Origin of the sequence: Duganella zoogloeoides (genome assembly GCF_034479515.1) — a bacterium.
Classification (GTDB): Bacteria; Pseudomonadota; Gammaproteobacteria; order Burkholderiales; family Burkholderiaceae_D; genus Rugamonas; species Rugamonas zoogloeoides.
On sequence record NZ_CP140152.1, the window covers coordinates 1,958,374 to 1,975,712 of the forward strand.

14 protein-coding genes are annotated in these 17,339 nt (G+C 64.7%); 6 read left to right on the forward strand and 8 right to left on the reverse strand.

The features are described from left to right. Window positions 1-44: 44 nt before the first annotated feature. Complete coding sequence (locus SR858_RS08700) at window positions 45-1,736, reverse strand: alkaline phosphatase family protein (protein ID WP_019922364.1); 1,692 nt, start codon at window positions 1,734-1,736, stop codon at window positions 45-47. Between the two features lie 241 nt (window positions 1,737-1,977). Here SR858_RS08700 and SR858_RS08705 point away from each other — a divergent pair, with 241 nt between their 5' ends. The 6 genes from SR858_RS08705 (at window position 1,978) to SR858_RS08730 (ending at window position 10,141) form a co-directional block, all read left to right on the forward strand. Beyond that, window positions 1,978-2,610, forward strand: a complete 633-nt coding sequence (locus tag SR858_RS08705; protein ID WP_019922365.1) for a hypothetical protein — start codon at window positions 1,978-1,980, stop codon at window positions 2,608-2,610. A gap of 191 nt (window positions 2,611-2,801) precedes the next feature. Further along, window positions 2,802-4,361, forward strand: a complete 1,560-nt coding sequence (locus tag SR858_RS08710; RefSeq protein WP_154819883.1) for an efflux transporter outer membrane subunit — start codon at window positions 2,802-2,804, stop codon at window positions 4,359-4,361. Window positions 4,362-4,400: 39 nt separating this feature from the next. Next, complete coding sequence (locus tag SR858_RS08715; protein ID WP_019922367.1) at window positions 4,401-5,540, forward strand: efflux RND transporter periplasmic adaptor subunit; 1,140 nt, start codon at window positions 4,401-4,403, stop codon at window positions 5,538-5,540. A 13-nt stretch (window positions 5,541-5,553) separates the two neighbouring features. Next, window positions 5,554-8,628: an efflux RND transporter permease subunit gene (locus tag SR858_RS08720; protein WP_019922368.1), complete on the forward strand. Its 3,075-nt coding sequence runs from the start codon at window positions 5,554-5,556 to the stop codon at window positions 8,626-8,628. A 35-nt stretch (window positions 8,629-8,663) separates the two neighbouring features. Continuing rightward, window positions 8,664-9,701: a GGDEF domain-containing protein gene (locus SR858_RS08725; RefSeq protein ID WP_019922369.1), complete on the forward strand. Its 1,038-nt coding sequence runs from the start codon at window positions 8,664-8,666 to the stop codon at window positions 9,699-9,701. Window positions 9,702-9,754: 53 nt separating this feature from the next. After that, the gene (locus tag SR858_RS08730; RefSeq protein ID WP_040377822.1) at window positions 9,755-10,141 is read left to right on the forward strand and encodes a hypothetical protein; all 387 of its coding nucleotides are present in this window, start codon (window positions 9,755-9,757) and stop codon (window positions 10,139-10,141) included. Between the two features lie 228 nt (window positions 10,142-10,369). On the opposite strand, the gene SR858_RS08735 is transcribed toward SR858_RS08730, so the two are convergent. The 7 genes from SR858_RS08735 to SR858_RS08765 all read right to left on the reverse strand — a co-directional run bounded on the left by SR858_RS08735 (window position 10,370) and on the right by SR858_RS08765 (window position 17,259). Continuing rightward, window positions 10,370-10,717, reverse strand: a complete 348-nt coding sequence (locus tag SR858_RS08735) for a hypothetical protein (RefSeq protein ID WP_019922371.1) — start codon at window positions 10,715-10,717, stop codon at window positions 10,370-10,372. A 147-nt stretch (window positions 10,718-10,864) separates the two neighbouring features. Further along, on the reverse strand, window positions 10,865-12,325 hold the full coding sequence (locus SR858_RS08740; protein WP_322534530.1) for a serine hydrolase domain-containing protein: 1,461 nt from the start codon (window positions 12,323-12,325) through the stop codon (window positions 10,865-10,867). A 74-nt stretch (window positions 12,326-12,399) separates the two neighbouring features. Further along, window positions 12,400-12,930, reverse strand: coding sequence for a rhombosortase (rrtA, locus tag SR858_RS08745; RefSeq protein ID WP_040377879.1), 531 nt, complete (start codon window positions 12,928-12,930; stop codon window positions 12,400-12,402). A 10-nt stretch (window positions 12,931-12,940) separates the two neighbouring features. Then, window positions 12,941-13,771, reverse strand: a complete 831-nt coding sequence (gene rhlP / locus SR858_RS08750; protein WP_019922374.1) for a rhombotarget lipoprotein — start codon at window positions 13,769-13,771, stop codon at window positions 12,941-12,943. Window positions 13,772-13,882: 111 nt separating this feature from the next. Continuing rightward, window positions 13,883-16,036: a TonB-dependent receptor gene (locus SR858_RS08755; protein ID WP_019922375.1), complete on the reverse strand. Its 2,154-nt coding sequence runs from the start codon at window positions 16,034-16,036 to the stop codon at window positions 13,883-13,885. A 117-nt stretch (window positions 16,037-16,153) separates the two neighbouring features. Then, window positions 16,154-16,486, reverse strand: a complete 333-nt coding sequence (locus tag SR858_RS08760) for a hypothetical protein (RefSeq protein WP_019922376.1) — start codon at window positions 16,484-16,486, stop codon at window positions 16,154-16,156. A 50-nt stretch (window positions 16,487-16,536) separates the two neighbouring features. Further along, a complete protein-coding gene (locus tag SR858_RS08765) occupies window positions 16,537-17,259 on the reverse strand; it encodes a LuxR C-terminal-related transcriptional regulator (RefSeq protein ID WP_051120328.1) in 723 nt (240 codons plus the stop codon). Window positions 17,260-17,339 lie beyond the last annotated feature (80 nt).

Sequence of the window (17,339 nt, forward strand, 5' to 3'; positions counted from 1 at the left end):
CAACTATAGTCGATCACCAATATTAATGCAGAGCCTGCCTTGTTTTACTTCAGGGTCTCTACCAGAACGCGGCCTTCGGAACCCGCTGGCGGGCGCACCCGCAGGATGTTGGCCAGCGTCGGCGCAATGTCCACCACTTCCGCGTACTGGCCATAGTAGCCAGGCTTGATCCAGCGCTTACCCATGATCATCAATGGCACGTTGGTGTCGTAGGCGTACGGCGAACCGTGGGTGGTGCCGGTGGCGCCGCTGGCGAAGTACCAGTATGGACGCGTGATCACCATCAGGTCGCCCGAGGCTGCACGGTTCCAGGCGCGACGCATCAGGGTGGCGATGCGGGTGCCGGTGACGGCGCCGCTCTCGAACTGCGTGCGGGTGAAGGTGTCGCTCACGCCCGGCTGGTTCAGCAGGAATTGGGCGGCAGCGTCTTCCACGTCGGCGTGGCGCAGGCCGGCCTTGTCGGCGGCTGCGTAGTCGAGGTGGATGTTGGGCAGCGACCAGGCGGCCAGCAGCTTGGCGCCGCCGAATTTTTCGGACAGGTGCTGGCCCAGGTCCTTCATCAACTGGTCGCCGTTGATGCGCTTCGATTCGCTGCGCTGCTGGTTCGAGAATTCCGCCGTGTTGGCAAAGCCATGGTCGGCGGTGAGCACGACCAGCACGTTGTCCATGCCGATACGCTTGTCGAGGTAGTTGAAGAATTCGCCGAGCATGCGGTCCACGCGCTGCAAGTGGTCGTGCGACAGCTTGCTTTCCGGGCCGTAGGCGTGGTTGACGTAATCGTGCGCCGACAGGCTCACACCCAGCAGGTCCGGCACACCACTGTCGTTGCGGCCCAGGTTTTCGCCTTCCACCGCCGCGCGCGCGAAGTCCAGTGTCAGCTGGTCCAGGTACGGGCCGGTTTTCAGGCTGTTGTAGTAGCCGGCGTCGATCTGGCCGCTCTCGCTGTAATAAGTGTATGGCAGGCGGTTATGGCCGCCCGGTTTGGCGGGGGTGAGGTCGTCGTGGGCGTCGCCGGCGTAGGCGGCGTCGGGCAGCAGCGCGCTCCAGGTCTTGCCGTAGTAGCGGTCCTGCGGCTTGCCGGCCTGGTACTGCGTGACCCAGGCGGGGTGCGCCGGCATATAGAAGGTGCTGCTGGCGAAGTTGCCGGTTTGTTCCATATACATATAGGCAGTGCCGGTTTTACCGGCCAGCAGGATCGCGCCCCGGTCCTTGCCCGATACGGTGATTACCTTGCTGCGATTGCCGGAGGCGTAGCGCAGCTGGTCGCCCAGCGTATCGACGCGCAGCCTGGTCGGCGCCGTACCGTCGCTCGGGTCGGTATGTTCGCCGATGTAGGTGTAGTTGGTGTCCTCGGTGCAGTACACCGATTTCCTGGTGGTCGGGTCGATCCAGTTATTGCCGATGATGCCGTGCACGTAAGGGTAGGCGCCGGTGAGCACTGCCGAGTGGCCGATGGCGGTCACTGTCACGCCGTGCGCCTGGTGGGCGTTGCTGAAGGCGGCCCCTTCGGCCAGCATGCGCCCCAGGCCGCCCTTGCCATTCTTGCCGAACTGGTCGCGATAGCGCTGCACCTGCTCGTTCGGCAGGCCGTCCACCACCAGCACCACGACCAGCTTCGGTTGCGGCGCGGCGGCTGAATTGGCAGGGGCGTTGGCGGGAGCGGCGAAAGCGCAAGCGTGCAGCGCAAAGCTGGACGCGGCGATCACGAGGGCGGGCAAGGACAGTGATTTCGTCATGTGGGCGGTTTTCTAGTGAAAGGAATAACAATGATGGGCGACGGCGCATAGCGTACCATGGGCCGGGCGACAGATTAAGTGATTCATGTGACTGCCTCGTGACATGAGAGCTAGGCATACAGTCAACGTTTCCGTTGGGAAAAACACACTAATCTGCCCGGTAAGCCGCTAAATTACGTGCCTCTTGGAAAAAAAATTGCTAGAATGATGTCGTGAGGAATCTCTCTTCGGGAGCGGAAAAATGATTACGGTAAACAGTATTGGTGGCGGCACCTTGTCGGCGGCGGTGGTCGCGGAAAAGTCGCAGGGTACCCAGCACATCGCACCGGCGCAGGCGCGCGCGGATGACGACGCCGGCGCCTCGATCGCCGCCTATCTGTCGCTGCCGGGGTTTAATGCCGCCAGTGCCGTTGATACCGGCAACGATACGTCCACTGACACCCAGGCCGATGGCGGCCAGGCCGCCGCGCTGCAAGCCGTGTCGGAATCCGATGACGACGGCCTCAAGCAGGCGCTCAAGGATTTCGACGCCGCTCTCAAGAACCTCTCCCAGCGTCCGGAAACCCAGGCTTACCGCGCCAGGTTCGGCAGCGAACCGCTGGTGGAAGACAGCCTGCCGCCACCGGCGCCGCTGCCGGGCATCGACGAGAACGGCCTGCTGCTGATGCCGGGCCGCGACAGCCTGTCAGCCGACGCCGACCACGACGGCAAGGTGAGCGAAGAGGAATTGCGCCGCTACCAGGAGCCGCTGACCTACCGCATCGCCGCCGGCGCCGGCCGCCTCGACGCGCTGGCCGATGGCCCGTCGGCATTCTCGCTGGTGGAGGCCAACCGCGCCTATGGCGTGGTATCCGCCGCCGCTGCCGCCGCCTGACCAGGTCAGTTTCTCTGCGCGAGACGGGTTTTGCCTGCCGGGCGAAGCCCGTTTTTTTTCGTCGGCCCGCGTGACAATTGAACACCGCCGCCGCAAAAAATGCGACTATGTTAGCTGATGTTTACCTTTTTTCGAGACAGCAGGCTGCGGAGCGTAAACACTCCGGCTCCCTGCACCACGGGAGCCGGTCTATGGATAAACGGACGTTGCGCGCTTATGTACATCAGGTACGCCAGGTAAGTCATGTTGGCGCGCTGGCGGTGGTCGCCGGGTTGGCCGGTCTGGGCGGTTGTGCTGTCGGCCCAGACTTCAAGACCCCGGACGTGCCGGTCGCGGACGGCGCCAGTTACACCCCCGAACCACTACCCGCGCAGACGGCGTCCAGCCCCGGCACCGGCGGCGCCGCCCAGCGCTTCGTCACCGGCATGGACATCCCGGCACAGTGGTGGTCGGTATTCCAGTCGCCCGCGCTCGACCAGCTGCTGCGCGGCGCACTGGCGCAAAACCCCAATATGGCGGCGGCCGAAGCGGCGCTGCGCCAGGTGCGCGAAAACTACAATGCCCAGGCGGGGCAACTGGTGTACCCGGCCGTCAACGGCGCGCTGGGCGCGTCGCGTCAGAAAACCCAGGTCGCCACGCCTGGCGGTACCCAGGCTGCCGTGCTCGATCTGTACAACGCCTCGGTCAACGTGTCGTACACGCCCGACGTGTTCGGCGCCACCCGGCGCACGCTGGAAGGCGCGCAGGCGGCGGTGGACTACCAGCGCAACCAGGTGGAAGCGACCTACCTGGCGCTGTCGGCCAACGTGGTCACGGCCGCCATCCAGGAAGCTTCGCTGCGCGCGCAGTTGCAGGCCACGCGCGACGTGTTGGCGGCGCTCACCCGCCAGCAGAACGTGATCGAGAAGCAGTTCGAGTTCGGCGCCATCGCGCGCGCCCAGGTGCTCAGCCAGCGCAACCTGGTGGCGCAAACGGCAGCCACCGTGCCGCCGCTGGAAAAGGCGCTGGCGCAAACGCGCCATCTGCTCTCCACGCTGGCGGGCAAGCTGCCGGGGGAGGCCGGCATGCCCGAATTTACGCTCGCTTCGCTCACGCTGCCCGAGGCATTGCCGGTATCGCTGCCGTCGGCGCTGGTGCGCCAGCGGCCCGACATCCGCGCCAGCGAGGAACTGCTGCGCCAGGCCAGCGCCGACATCGGCGTGGCCACCGCCGCCCTGTATCCGCAATTTACCCTGAGCGGCAGTTACGGTTCGGCGTCGCCCACCTTCAGCAAGCTGTTCGAGGGCGACAACGCCATCTGGAGCCTCACTGCCGGCCTGACCGCACCGATCTTCAACGGCGGCGCACTGCGCGCCCGCAAGCGCGCATCCGAGGCAGCCTATGATGTGGCGGCGGCCCAGTACCGCGCCACCTTGCTTACCGCGTTCCAGAACGTGGCCGACAGCCTGCGCGCGCTCGAATCGGACGCCGCCGCGCTTACCGCGCAAGCCGAGTCCGAGGCGCTGGCGGCCGAAACCCTGGCGCTGTCCGAGGAACAGTACAAGCTTGGCGCGATCAGCTACCTGTCGCTGCTCGACGCCCAGCGCGTGTTCCAGCAGGCGCATATCGGCCTGGTACAGGCGCAGGCCGCGCGCTACGCCGATACCGCCGCGCTGTTCCAGGCGCTGGGCGGCGGCTGGTGGAACCGCGCCGACGGCGTGCCGGCCGCTGTACCCGTCTCCACCATGCCGTCCATCAGCCAGAATCCCTAATACATCTCTATCTACACCTCTATCGCAGGAGAGAGTTTCATGACCAAGCGTATGCTCATCATGGTTGGATGCGTGATCTTGCTGGTCGCCGCGCTGGCGTTCGGCAAATATCTGCAGATACAAAAACTGATCGCCAGCTCGCCCAAGCCGGGAGCGCAAACGGTCACCGCGATCAAGGTCGCGGCGTCCGAATGGCAGCCGCAGATCAGCGCCGTGGGTACGCTGGCGCCGGTGCGCGGCGTCGATGTCACCACCGAAATCGCCGGCCTGGTCCGCAAGGTCAATTTCAAGTCGGGCGACGAGGTCAAAGCCGGCCAGGTGCTGTTCGAACTCAATGCCGAATCGGACCAGGCGCAATTGCGTTCACTGCAGGCCGCGGCCGACCTGGCCGCCACCACGCTCAAGCGCGACAAGCTGCAACTGGGGGCGCAGGCGATCAGCCAGGCGCAAGTCGATAACAGCGAGGCGGAACTGAAAAGCCGGCAGGCGCTCGCTGCACAGCAGCAGGCGCTGGTCAACAAGAAAACCATCCGCGCGCCGTTCGCCGGCAAGCTGGGCATCACCGCCGTCAACCCGGGCCAGTACCTGAACCCCGGCGACACGCTGGTCACGCTGCAAACCATCGATACCGTGTATGTCGATTTCTACGTGCCGCAAAAGCAGGTGGCCGAACTGTCGGTGGGCCAGAAGCTCAAGCTCACCAGCGACGGTTATCCGGGCGTGTCGTTCGCTGCGAAAGTAACCGCCATCAGCCCCAAGGTCGATGCGGCCACGCGCAACGTGCAGGTTCAGGCCACGGTGCCCAACCAGAAACGCCAGCTGCTGCCCGGCATGTTCGCCAACGTGAGCCTGGAGCAGGGCGCGCTGAAAAAATACCTGACCTTGCCGCAGACGGCAATTACCTATAATCCTTACGGCTCCACCGTGTTCGTGCTGGCGCAGGGCACCGGCAAGGATGCACCGAAAGACGACAAGGGCAATGCGCAACTGATCGCGCAGCAGGTGTTCGTCACCACCGGCCCCACGCGCGGCGACCAGGTGGCCGTGCTCACCGGCGTCAAGGAAGGCCAGACCGTGGTCACTAGCGGCCAGCTCAAACTGAAGAACGGCACGCCGGCGGTGATCAACAACCGCGTGCAGCCGGCCAACAGTCCGAACCCCACGCCGCAGGAACAGTGAGGACGCCCGCGCCATGAACTTTACCGACATCTTCATCAAACGGCCGGTGCTGGCCACCGTGGTCAGCCTGCTGATCGTGGTGCTGGGACTGCGCTCGTTGTTCAGCCTTCCGGTCAACCAGTATCCGAAGACGCAAAACGCGGTGGTCACCATCTCCACCACGTACTACGGGGCCGACGCTGCCACCGTTGCCGGCTTCATCACCCAGCCGCTGGAAGCGGCCATCGCCCAGGCGCAGGGGATCGACTACCTGTCGTCGTCGTCCAACAGCGGCGTATCCACGATTACCGCCACGCTGCAGCTGAACTACGACTCGAACCGGGCGCTGACCGAGATCACCACGCAGGTAAACTCGGTACGCAACCAGTTGCCGGCGCAGGCGCAGCAGCCGGTGATGAGCGTGCAGATGGGGCAAACCACCGACGCCATGTACATGGGCTTTTACAGCGACACGCTGCCCACCAATAATGTCACCGACTACCTGGCGCGCGTGGTCAAACCCAAGCTCGATTCGATCGACGGCGTGCAGACCGCCGAATTACTGGGCGCGCGCCAGTTCGCGCTGCGCGCCTGGCTCGACGCCGACAAGATGGCCGCCCACGGCGTCACCGCCGCCGAGGTCAGCGCCGCGCTGGCGGCGAATAACTACCTGGCCGGCCTCGGCGCCTCCAAGGGGCAGATGGTGACGGTGCCACTTACCGCCGGCACCGACCTGCACACGGTGGAGGAATTCAAGGCGCTGGCCGTGCGCCAGAGCGGCGGCGCCATCGTGCGTTTGGAAGACATCGCCAACGTTACGCTGGGGTCCGAGAACTACGACTTCAACGTGGCGTTCAGCGGCGTGCGATCGGTATTCGTCGGCATCAAGGTAGCGCCTGACGCCAACATCCTCGACGTGGCCGAGCGCGTGCGCAAGGTGTTCCCTTCAATCCGCGAGCAGCTGCCGGCGGGGCTCACCGGCGAAATCGTGTACGACTCCACGGAGTTCATCAACACGTCCATCGTCGAGGTGGTGCACACGCTGGTGGAAGCGCTGATCATCGTCACGGTGGTGATCTACCTGTTCCTGGGCAGTTTGCGCGCAGTGATCGTGCCGGTGATCGCCATGCCGCTCTCGCTGATCGGCACCTTCTTCGTGATGCTGATGTTCGGCTATTCGATCAACCTGCTCACGCTGCTGGCCATCGTGCTGGCCATCGGCCTGGTGGTCGATGACGCCATCATCGTGGTGGAAAATGTCGATCGTCACATGAAGGAAGGCATGAAACCGTACGACGCCGCCATCCAGGCCGCGCGCGAACTCGGTAGTCCCATCCTGGCCATGACGGTGGTGCTGATCGCCGTGTACGTGCCGATCGGCTTCCAGGGCGGGTTGACCGGCGCGCTGTTTACGGAATTCGCGTTCACGCTGGCCGGTGCGGTGGCGGTGTCCGGCATCGTCGCGCTCACGCTCTCGCCCATGATGTGCGCGCGGTTCTTCAACGAGCACCAGGACGAGGGCAGGTTCGTCAAGTTCATCGACCGCACCTTCGCAAAAGTCCACGACGGCTACCTACGCGTGCTGCACCAGCTGCTCGAAACCTGGGCGGTGCTGATCGTGCTGGGCGTAATCCTCACCGGGCTGCTGGGCGTAATGTTTGCCATGTCGCAGTCGGAACTGGCGCCCGAGGAAGACCAGGGCATCGTGCTGGCGCAGGTGGTGGGCGCGCCTACCGCCACGTCGGACCAGATGCAGGCGTATGCGAAAGAGATTTTCGAGATATCGAAATCGCTGCCCGAGTATGACCAGATGTTCCAGATCACGGGCGTACCGACCACCAATGCGGGCATCGGCGGGGTGCTGTTCAAGCCGTGGGACAAGCGTTCGCGCTCGGCGCATGAGATCCAGCAGGAGCTGCAACAGCGCTGGGGCAACGTGGCCGGTGGCCGCGTGGCGGCGTTCCAGTTCCCGGCGCTGCCGGGCAGCTCAGGTCTGCCGGTGCAGTTCGTGATCACCACCACCGAGCCGTTCGAGAACCTCAACACGGTGGCGCAGGCGGTGCTCGACAAGGCCACCAAGGAAGGTAAATTCTATTTTGCCGACGTCGATCTGAAAATCGACTCGCCGCAGGCCAAGGTCGATGTGGACCGCGACAAGCTGGCCACTCTGGGCTTAACGCAACAGGACTTCGGCAACGCCATGGCGGCCGCGCTGGGCGGCGGCTACGTCAACTACTTCTCGATCGCGGGGCGCTCGTACAAGGTGATCCCGCAGGTGCGCCAGGTGGATCGCTTGAATCCATCCGATGTGCTCAACTTCCACATCAAGACGCCGTCCGGTGCGATGATACCGGCCAGTACCGTCGCCAGCATCTCGTACAGCGTGCAGCCGGAATCGGTCACCCGCTTCCAGCAGCTCAATTCCGCCACCATCTCGGGCGTGTCAGGCGCGTCGCAGGGCGAGATCCTCGAATACCTGCGCAATGCCGTGGCCGAGGTGGCGCCGTCGGGCTACACCATCGACTACGCCGGCTCGTCGCGCCAGTTCATGAACGAGTCGGGCGGATTCGGTCTGACCATGGGCTTCGCGGTGGTGATCGTGTTCCTGGCGCTGGCCGCACAGTTCGAGAGCTTCCGCGATCCGATCGTGATATTGTTCTCGGTGCCGATGGCGCTGTTCGGCGCGATGATGTTCATCTTCCTCGGCTTCGCCTCGATCAACATCTATACGCAGGTGGGGCTGGTGACCCTGATGGGACTGATCTCCAAGCACGGCATCCTGATCGTGGAGGTGGCCAACCACCTGCGCGAGGCCGGCAAGACCAAGCGCGAGGCCATCGAGGAAGCCGCCGCCACACGCTTACGGCCCATCCTGATGACCACGGCGGCCATGGTGTTCGGCGTGGTGCCGCTGGTGATTGCATCGGGCGCCGGCGCGGCCGGCCGCCATGCAATGGGACTGGTGATCTTTACCGGGCTGTCGATCGGCACCTTGTTTACGCTGTTCGTGGTGCCGGCGATGTATATGTTCCTGGCCGGGGAGCACAAGGCGGCGCCGCAAAAGAGCGGCCCCGAGCCGGCTGGAACAGTTCAACACGCGCCGGGATAACACGGCGTTGTAACAATAAATAGAAGAGACCAGCAGTGCCGATACCAGATTCGAGAAACAACAGGGACAGCCCGTTCGCTTGGCTGTCCGACCGTCGCAAGCGCAGCAAGGAAGAGGTCATCCTGATCATCATGTGCGCGCTGAGCATCCCCAGCATCCTGCCGTTCGGCCTGTACCGGCTGTGGCAGGGGGCCTGGTTGTCGGCAGCGGTGGACCTGGCGCTGGTGCTGGCCATGCTGTCGGTGATCGTGCACGTGTGGCACACGGGCCGCTACAAGCTGGCCAGCCTGGGCGTGACGCTGTTTTACTCGGCCGGCATGCTGGCCACGATCTACCTGCGCGGGTTGGCGCTGGTCTACTGGGTGTATCCCACCATGATCGCGGCGTTTTTCATGTTGCGGCCAAAGGTGGCGCTGGGCATCAACAGCGTATCGCTGCTGGTGCTGGTGGCCTTTCTGCTGCCTCAGATGGAGATGCTCAACCTGCTCACGGTGGTGGTGACGATTTCGCTGGTCAACCTGTTCGCCTACATCTTCTCGCACCGCACCGGCCTGCAGAACCGCGAACTGCATATCGAGGCCGAGCGCGACTTCCTCACCGGCGTGGGCAACCGCCGCGCGTTCGACAGCAAGCTGGCCTGCTACGCAGCCGAGCGCCGTCCGCAACCGGAGGCTTGCCTGCTGCTGCTCGACCTCGACCACTTCAAGCAGGTCAACGACCAGCACGGCCATCCGGCCGGCGACGAAGTGCTGCGCCGCCTGTGCGACGTGCTGCGCCACCACACCCGCGTGACCGACGAGATATTCCGCTACGGCGGCGAAGAATTCGCCATCATCGCCAACGGCGCCGGCCTGCGCGCAGCCGGCAAGCTGGCGGAGACCCTGCGCAGCGCAGTCGCCGCCGCACCGCTGCTCGACGGCCAGCCGATCACCGCGTCGATCGGCGTGGCCCCGATGCCGCGCGGCGGCGTTGCATCGGAGTGGCTGGAGCAGGCGGACCGGATGCTGTATGCGGCCAAGGAGGGTGGGCGCAATGCGGTGCGGGTGGCGGGGGTAGTGGAGGAGCGCAGGTGAGGCGACTGGGCAGGCTGGCGCTGTTGGCCCGATCTTTCCTGGCAGGGCCGCTCATGGCAGGGTCTCTCCTGGCCGTACCGGTAATGGCCAGGGCGCAGTCACCTGTTGATTCACCGGTCGCGACCGAGCCGCCGATGCCGCAACTGGAGGCGCCGCCGCAGCCGGCGGGCCTGACCGATGCGATCATTCAGCAGGCCGTGCGCGACACCATCGCGGAAGATCCGCAGCCGCTGCAGGCGCCGGGGCAGGGCGCGGCAGCGTTGAGCGGAGGCGTGACGCAGGTGCGCCTGAACGCGGCATTCGATCAGGCCAAGGTACCCGATTGCCTACATGGCGACGCCCTGAAACACCAGCCAGCACAGATCGGACCGATTGCCGTGGTGGGTATTTATTCGCTGCCGTGGGTGGTGGCAGCCGTCGTAAGGGGCAAGTGCAATTGAACCGCCGCACCAGCCATAGCAGATACGTCCGGTCCATCCTGTGCGCGCTGGTGCTTGGCGCTATCGGCTGGTTTTGTGCTGAGTTAAAAATTGAATTTCAAACACTTTGAGAAAGCAAACCAACTGAGACAATTGCAACGACGCCTGCAATAGCCATTGCCGCAGAAACGCATTGAACCACGCGCGCGCGTACGTTGGGGTCGGTTTCCAACTTTCTGATCAAGCTACTCATCTCATATCCTCCACGCAATGCTCGGCATTGGCTTTCAAACCGACCATGAGTACCGCAAACATGATCACGCAAAAGTGAGCAGCATACGCCCAGTTAGCAATTTTTACAGAGGTCGCGTTCGTTTCTATGGCTTTGAGGGCATCCAGATCGTAGCATGTGGCCGCAGCCATACCCATTACAGCCCAAAAAAGTTCCCCTTTACCAATTGACTTGATGACGATGTGCTTCGTCAGGGCTGCGACTTTCGTGGGCAGGCTGAAGAGCCACAGGACAAGTAGGGGGCCAAGTACGGGAACCACGATGTTGATCCCGAACCAGTCCCACTGAAAATAGTCGTAGTCCAAGATACGGTCCGGATTTCAGGTTGAACCAAGCATCAAGCGATGGTAGCAGCGATCCTCGTCACCTGACGCCTCGATACCTGTCAGCATGAAGTGCAGGCGGGTGTCCGACCATCGGCACAGTCTGGGACTGCCGATCGCAAGCCACCCTCAGCCCTCATCATCGTCCGGATCCAGGTCCGGCGCCCCTTTCGGATTCATCACAGGCGCCGGCATTGCATCCACCTGCTTCACCACCGCCGCCAGCAACGCCTGCGGCCGGTACTGCAACGCGCGCGGTGTCAGTCCCAGGCGCACCACCACCAGCTGGCGCGACGGCACGACGGCGATCGACTGGCCGTCGTGGCCGTGCATCCAGTAGGTGTCTGCCGGCAGGCCGAACGGGCCGTCCGCGTTTTGTCCTGACGACGGTCCCTGGCGCCACACCTGGCCCTGGCCGTACTGGCCGCCGGACGCCGGCGCCACCGCCTGCATCGATGCCACGAACCCCGCCGGCAAAATCCGCTTGCCTTGCCATACGCCGTCCTGCAGCAGGAATTGGCCGAAGCGCGCCCAGTCCTGGGTGCTCGCGTACATATAGCTCGAACCGACCAGGGTGCCGCGTGCGTCGGCTTCGATCAGGGCGCTGCTCATGCCCAGCGGCGCGAACAGCTGGTCATGCGGCAGGGCCAGCACGCCGATGGCGGTCGCCCCGGTCATCGGCTTGACCGGCATATTCGGTCCGGCCGCTGCGCGCTGCCAGATGCGTGACAACAGCACCGTGCTGCCGCTCGAATAATTCCAGTGCGTGCCCGGTGCGTGCGCCAGCGGTTGCGCGGCGGCGTAGGCCGCCATGTCCGGCTCCAGGTACAGCATGCGCGTGACATCCGAGACGTCGCCATACGCTTCGTTGAATTGCAGGCCGGACGTCATCGACATCAATTGCGCCAGCGTGACCTGCGCGCGCGGATCGGCGGGTTCGGGCCAGAAGCCCTTGCGTTCCGGCGCCAGGTTGCCCTTGCCGATCTCGATGCCCACCAGCGCCGCCGTCACGGTCTTGGTCATCGACCAGCCCAATAATGGAGTGGAGACGCCGAAGCCGGCGCCGTAGCGCTGCGCCACCAGCCGGCCGCGATGGATTACCACCAGGCCGCGCATGCCGGGGCCGGCCAGCGCGTCGTCGTTGACCGCTGCCTGCACGGCCGGCACGGTGTCGGTCATCGAGCCGGTAGGCCAGGGCACGTTGGGGGAGGCGCTCCAGATACGCATCGGCGTGTATTGGTACTGGTTGGCCTGGGCCAGGTCGCCGTCCGGCACGGCGGCGCAGCCGGTGCCGGGGCGGTACACGGCGAGGCCTTTGCCGACGATGCCGAGGAAGTCGGCATGGACAGTTTTGTTCTGCTGGTCCACCCGCACCCGCAAATACTTGAGCAGCGGATGGCCGGGCGCCTGCACGTCGTCGGCCAGCACGGCCTGCGGATCGCGGTGGGCGATGAACACGTTGGAGCAGACGATCTTGGCGCCGTAACTGGCGCCTACGCGCAGCAGTTCGGGCGGACGCCCGATCAGGGATAACGCACCACCGGCGGCCACCACCAGCACGACGCCGGTGGCAATGATCAGGCGGGACACCAGCTTATTCGGCATAGAACGACATGCGGGCAACTTTCGGGTCAACTTTCACAAACAAATCGACTCGATTATGCCTACATCGTCCTGCGAACACAACGGCCACACGCGCGCAGCAGCGCGACTGCCGCCATACCGGCCACGGCGCCCAGCAGGTGCGCCTGCCAGGCCACCATCACGTCCAGCGGCAGGTCCGAGGCGCCCAGCGGGAAGCCGTGCGCCTCGGCGGCGATCTTGATGGCCAATGCCACCGCCAGCAGGACAAGCACAGCGCGGACCATCGCAACATGGCTACCGCGCGCTTGCTGCCACAGGCCGGCGCCGGCCATCACGGCCAATAGCACGGCCAGGCCGGAAGCGCCGCGATAGTGCGCGCAATCGGGCGCGGTGAGCAGCAGGCCGATGGAGATAAAGGGGGCACCCAGCGCCAGCGCGCACAATATCCGGCGCGCACCGAACGACTGCGTGGCAATCAGGGCCGCCACCAGCGCGGTGGCGAGGTCGATCACCGCGTGCTGCGCCGAGTAGTGGACCAGGTGCCCGGTCCACAGGCGCCAAACCTGGCCGGCCAGGATGGCGTGGCGGTCGAACTCCAGCCATGCCGCCATATCTGCCACGTCAGGCGCGGCGGCGAACCACAACCGCCATGCCGGCCAGCAGCGCGATCAGCGCGAGGCTGACCCAGCCCAGCGCGCCGGCACTCTTGTAGCCGGCCTTGTTCTCGACCTGGTAGCCCGCGTCGTTCTTGACGCGTTCGCGGAAACCGTCGAGCTGCGCCTGCAACTGCGGGATCAGCTGGTCCACTGCCTTGTCGTAGCCGTCCACGCGCGCGGCGCGGGCCTTGTCGCCGAAGCCGGCCAGCGGGGCGCTGCCCTTGACCTGGCTGGTGCCCGGTGCGCGGAATAACAGCTTGCGGCTTTGCACGTCGAAGACGGCCGCATCGACCATGGTTTGCACGTCGTACTGTTCGCCATTGATCACGTACGCGCCGATGATGGTCCAGTACAGTACCGACAGCGCGTTGGCGTCGTTGAACTGCACCTGGTCATAGGAGAGCAGGGCCACCACTTCCACATCGAACATGCGGGCCACTTGTTCCAGGTTGGCGAAGCCGCCCTTGGCGCGCATGTACTGCGACGGGATGACCTCGATCTTGCCGATGTACTCGTGCTGCGAGAACGACGCCTTGACGCGCTCCAGCAGGCGCAGGCGCTGCGCTTCGGAGAGGTTGTCGGTGCCGGTTTTACCGGGAGCGAAGGCGATGCCCACCCTTACCGGCGGGCGCAGTTTGACGACGGTCGGCGCCATCGCCGGCGGCTGCTTGGCATCCGGGTACAGGTAATCGACCAGGCTGGCCGATTGGGTGGCGCCCCGCGGGTTATGCCAGGAGGCGCAGCCGGCGAGGGCGATGGAGGCGATGAGGACGATGATCGATTGTATGAGGCGCATGAAGTCTCCTTGATGATCGCGCCATTATAAGGGCGCGTATCGAGCGGAGAAAAACCTGCGCCCCGGTCGCCGCAGACGGTACGCGAAGTACCATCGGACGGCACCAACCGGTTAAAAACTCGTCGACAACCCGGCGTACAGCGAACGCCGCGTGCCGTACTGCGGCGCCCCCACGCCCACGCCGGAACCGTCGCGCAGCAGGTAGGATTTGTCGAACAGGTTGATCACCGCGAGGCGGCCCTCGATGTCGCCAGCGCCGGTCTGCTTCCAGTGGTGGGTGAGCGCCAGGTTGACCGTGGTGTACGACGGCAGGTGGCCCGAGTTGGGCGCTGCGCCGTCCGGCGTGGTGCGCAGGCCGCTGCCGTACAGGAAGTCGCTGCTGATCTGCGAATCGCCCCAGTGGTAATGGGCGCCGCCCGATACCGTGTAGGTCTGGTCGTGATCGACGTGGATGTAGTGGTTGCTGATGTAATCGAGTTCGTCCGCGCCGAACAGCGACTGGCCCGAGACGATGTTCTGCGCCTTGGCCTGCTGCGTGGTCAGGTTGAGGAAGCCGCCCCAGTGGGCCTGGCTGTAGATCGCCGACAGTTCCACGCCCTTGGCAAAACCGCGCTCATAGTTGAATGGCGAGAGGATCAGCGCCTGGCCGAACTGGCCTTCGTCGAGCATGTTGTGGATCTTCTTGTAGTAGGCGTCGGCGGTCACGGTCAGCTCGGCGTTCACCTTGTGGCTCACGCCCACGTCGAAGTAATTGGTGCGCTCGGCGCGCACATTGTCCGACACACCTACTTCCGGCGCGTTGGTGGTGCCGGCGTACTTGTTGATGCTTTCCTGCGCGGCCAGCTCCTGCGGCGGCGGCGTGAAGTAGCGCGAGTAGCCGGCGTGCAGCGCCGTGTCCTTGCCCACCTGCCAGGCGAGATTGACGCGCGGGCTCCATTGCTGTTCGTTGATGAAGGCCTGCACCTTGTCGTAGCGGATGCCGTAGTTCAGCGTGAGCGGCGCGGCGATATGCCATTCGTCCTGCAGGTACACGCTCGAGAGCTTGCCGGTCTGGCGGCTGTTGTCGATGATGGTGCGTGGATCGGTGGATGCCTGGGTGCCGTCGCTGTTGGTGTCGAACACCGCCACCGAATTGTCGCTGCGGGTGTTCTGGCGTGCATACGACAGGCCGGCGCGCAGCGTGTGCTCGGGATTGAGCTTGTAGCTGGCATCGAACTGCGCACCGCTGGCCGAGTTGGAGCGCAGCGTGTTGGAACCGACGCCGTTGTAAATCAGGTCGCCCAGCGCGTCCGGCGTGTAGTGCAGTTCCGAGTACTGGTGGAAGGCCGACACCTGGTAATTGAGGTCGCCCAGGCTTTTTTGCAGCGACAGCACCACGAAGCGGTTCACTTCGCGCTGCTTCTGGTCCAGCTGCGACGACGGCGCGTTGGTGGTGCCGGCGCCAGCGTCGCTCTGGCCGGTGAGCGAAAACGCCGGCGCCTGGTCCGGGTTGTTCGGGATCTGGAAACGGCCGTTATAGGTGCCGAACATCAGGCCCAGGCGGGTCTGGTCGTCGAGGAAGTACGACAGTGCGCCGAACGACTTGGCCTGTTTGGTCTGGTTGTGCAGGGCGTCGCGCGTGGGCAGCGGGTTTTCGATGCCCATGTCGCTTTTCAGGTAGCTGCCTGACAGGTAGTAGTTGAAGGCGCCCTGGGTGCCGAAGAATTCGGCGCTCGGTTCGTAGTGGTTGTTGGTGCCGGCCAGCATGCCGATGCGCCCACCCGGCTTGGTCGTGCCTTCCTTGGTCTGGATATCGACGATGCCGGCCGTGCGCAGGCCGAATTGCGCCGGCAGCGCGCCGGTAATGAAGTCGGTCTGCTGCACGAAGCGCGTGTCGATCGACTGGCCGAAGCCGCTGATGCTTTCCGGCAGCTGCACGCCATTGACGCGGTACTGCACGTTGGCGTGGTCGTCGCGCACGTGGATCGAGCCGGATGCCTTGGAATCCTGGCTCACGCCGGGCAGGCGCAGCAGCACTTCGTTGAATGGCGTGTTGTCGCCCTGGCCCAGCTGGTCGATCATGTGGCGGTCGATCGTGTAGATGGTGGTGCCCACGTTGGGCGACAGGTCGATGCGTGCGCTTTTCAGGTGCGCTGCGGTCACTTCCACTTGTTGCATCGGCTTGTCGGCGCCTGCATCTGCCGCGTCTTCGGCGTGGGAATGGGTGGTGTAGAAAGCGGCGGCCAGCAGCAGTGGCAGGGCGCGCAGTTGAGGGGCGTGTTGCATGTTCTATCCTTGGATGTTGGGCGTGACGGCGCACGGACGTGCAAAAGCGTCACGCAAGGCGTCAATTAAGCGTCAAATTAGCGTCGGTTCAGCGGCGGGCGCTGAAACTGGAAACGATCAGAGGGAGAAAACAGCAACGCCGGGCGGCGCGTGCGAAGGCGGGGTGAGATAGCTGGTACGGAGGTGCGGTGCATGATGCGCTGGCGCGGGCGGCACAAACGCCACCAGGGCTGCCACCGGCGCCACCGTGGCCGGCGGCGGCAGGTCGCCCAGCGGCATGTCGGCCACCTGGCAGGCGGCGCAATCGGTGTGGTTTTCGGCGTACGCGTGCGCGTGGGCGTTGGAACCCAGCAGCTGCAGCGCCAGGAACAGCAGCACGAACAGCATCACCAGGCGCTGGTAGCGCGAGTTGCGGTGCGGCGTGTTGGAGCTGGCGGCGAGGGCTTGCATGGGCGCGATTCTACAGGGATGTACCCATAACGACAACGCTTGCTATCGTATCAATGTTGGCTGGCTTCGCGGGCGGCAGCGGCAGTGTTCGAGTAGTCGCCCACCAGGCCGCGCCTGGTGGCCAGCACCACGGCATGCGTGCGCGCGGTGGCGCCCAGCTTGTCGAACAGGCCTTTGACATGGGTTTTGACGGTGCCCACGCCGATGCCCAGTTCGCGCGCGATCGACTTGTTGCACTGGCCTTGTGCCAGCAGTTGCAGCACGTCGGTCTCGCGGCTGGTGAGACCAATGCGGGTGAAGCTGTCGGCCACGCAGCGGCTCAGGTCCGCGCTCAGGTAGCGCATGCCGCGTCCCAGCGTGCGCACGGCGGTGAGCAGCTGGTCGGCCGGGCTGTTTTGCAGCAGGTAGCCGTGCACGCCGGCCATCATCGCCGTGCGTACTTCCCATTCGCGGTCGAGCTGGGTGACGATCAGTACCCGAGCCTGGGTGTCGCCGTGGTGGCCGCTGCCCGCGTGGCGCATATGCTCCATGCCGGCCTTGTGGTCGAGGATGACGACGTCGGCGCCATGCAGGCCGGCGCCATCTTGCGCCACGCGCACGTCCACATCGACGTTGGCGCCCAGCAGCGCGGCCAGGCCGGCGCTGACGATGGCGTCCGCGTGGGCTACCAGCACCGTGATTTTTTCTCCGTGTTGCGTGGCGCCGTTGTATCCGTTCTGGCCCGAGCTACCTGTCATGCCCGCCTGGGGCCAGCTTTTGCTATCGAGTCGCATGTCGTTTCTCCTGGTTGCCGTGCTGACGAAGGTTCGCCAGCGTGACGACAGCGTACCCGCCATTGTGCAAATTGCCACGA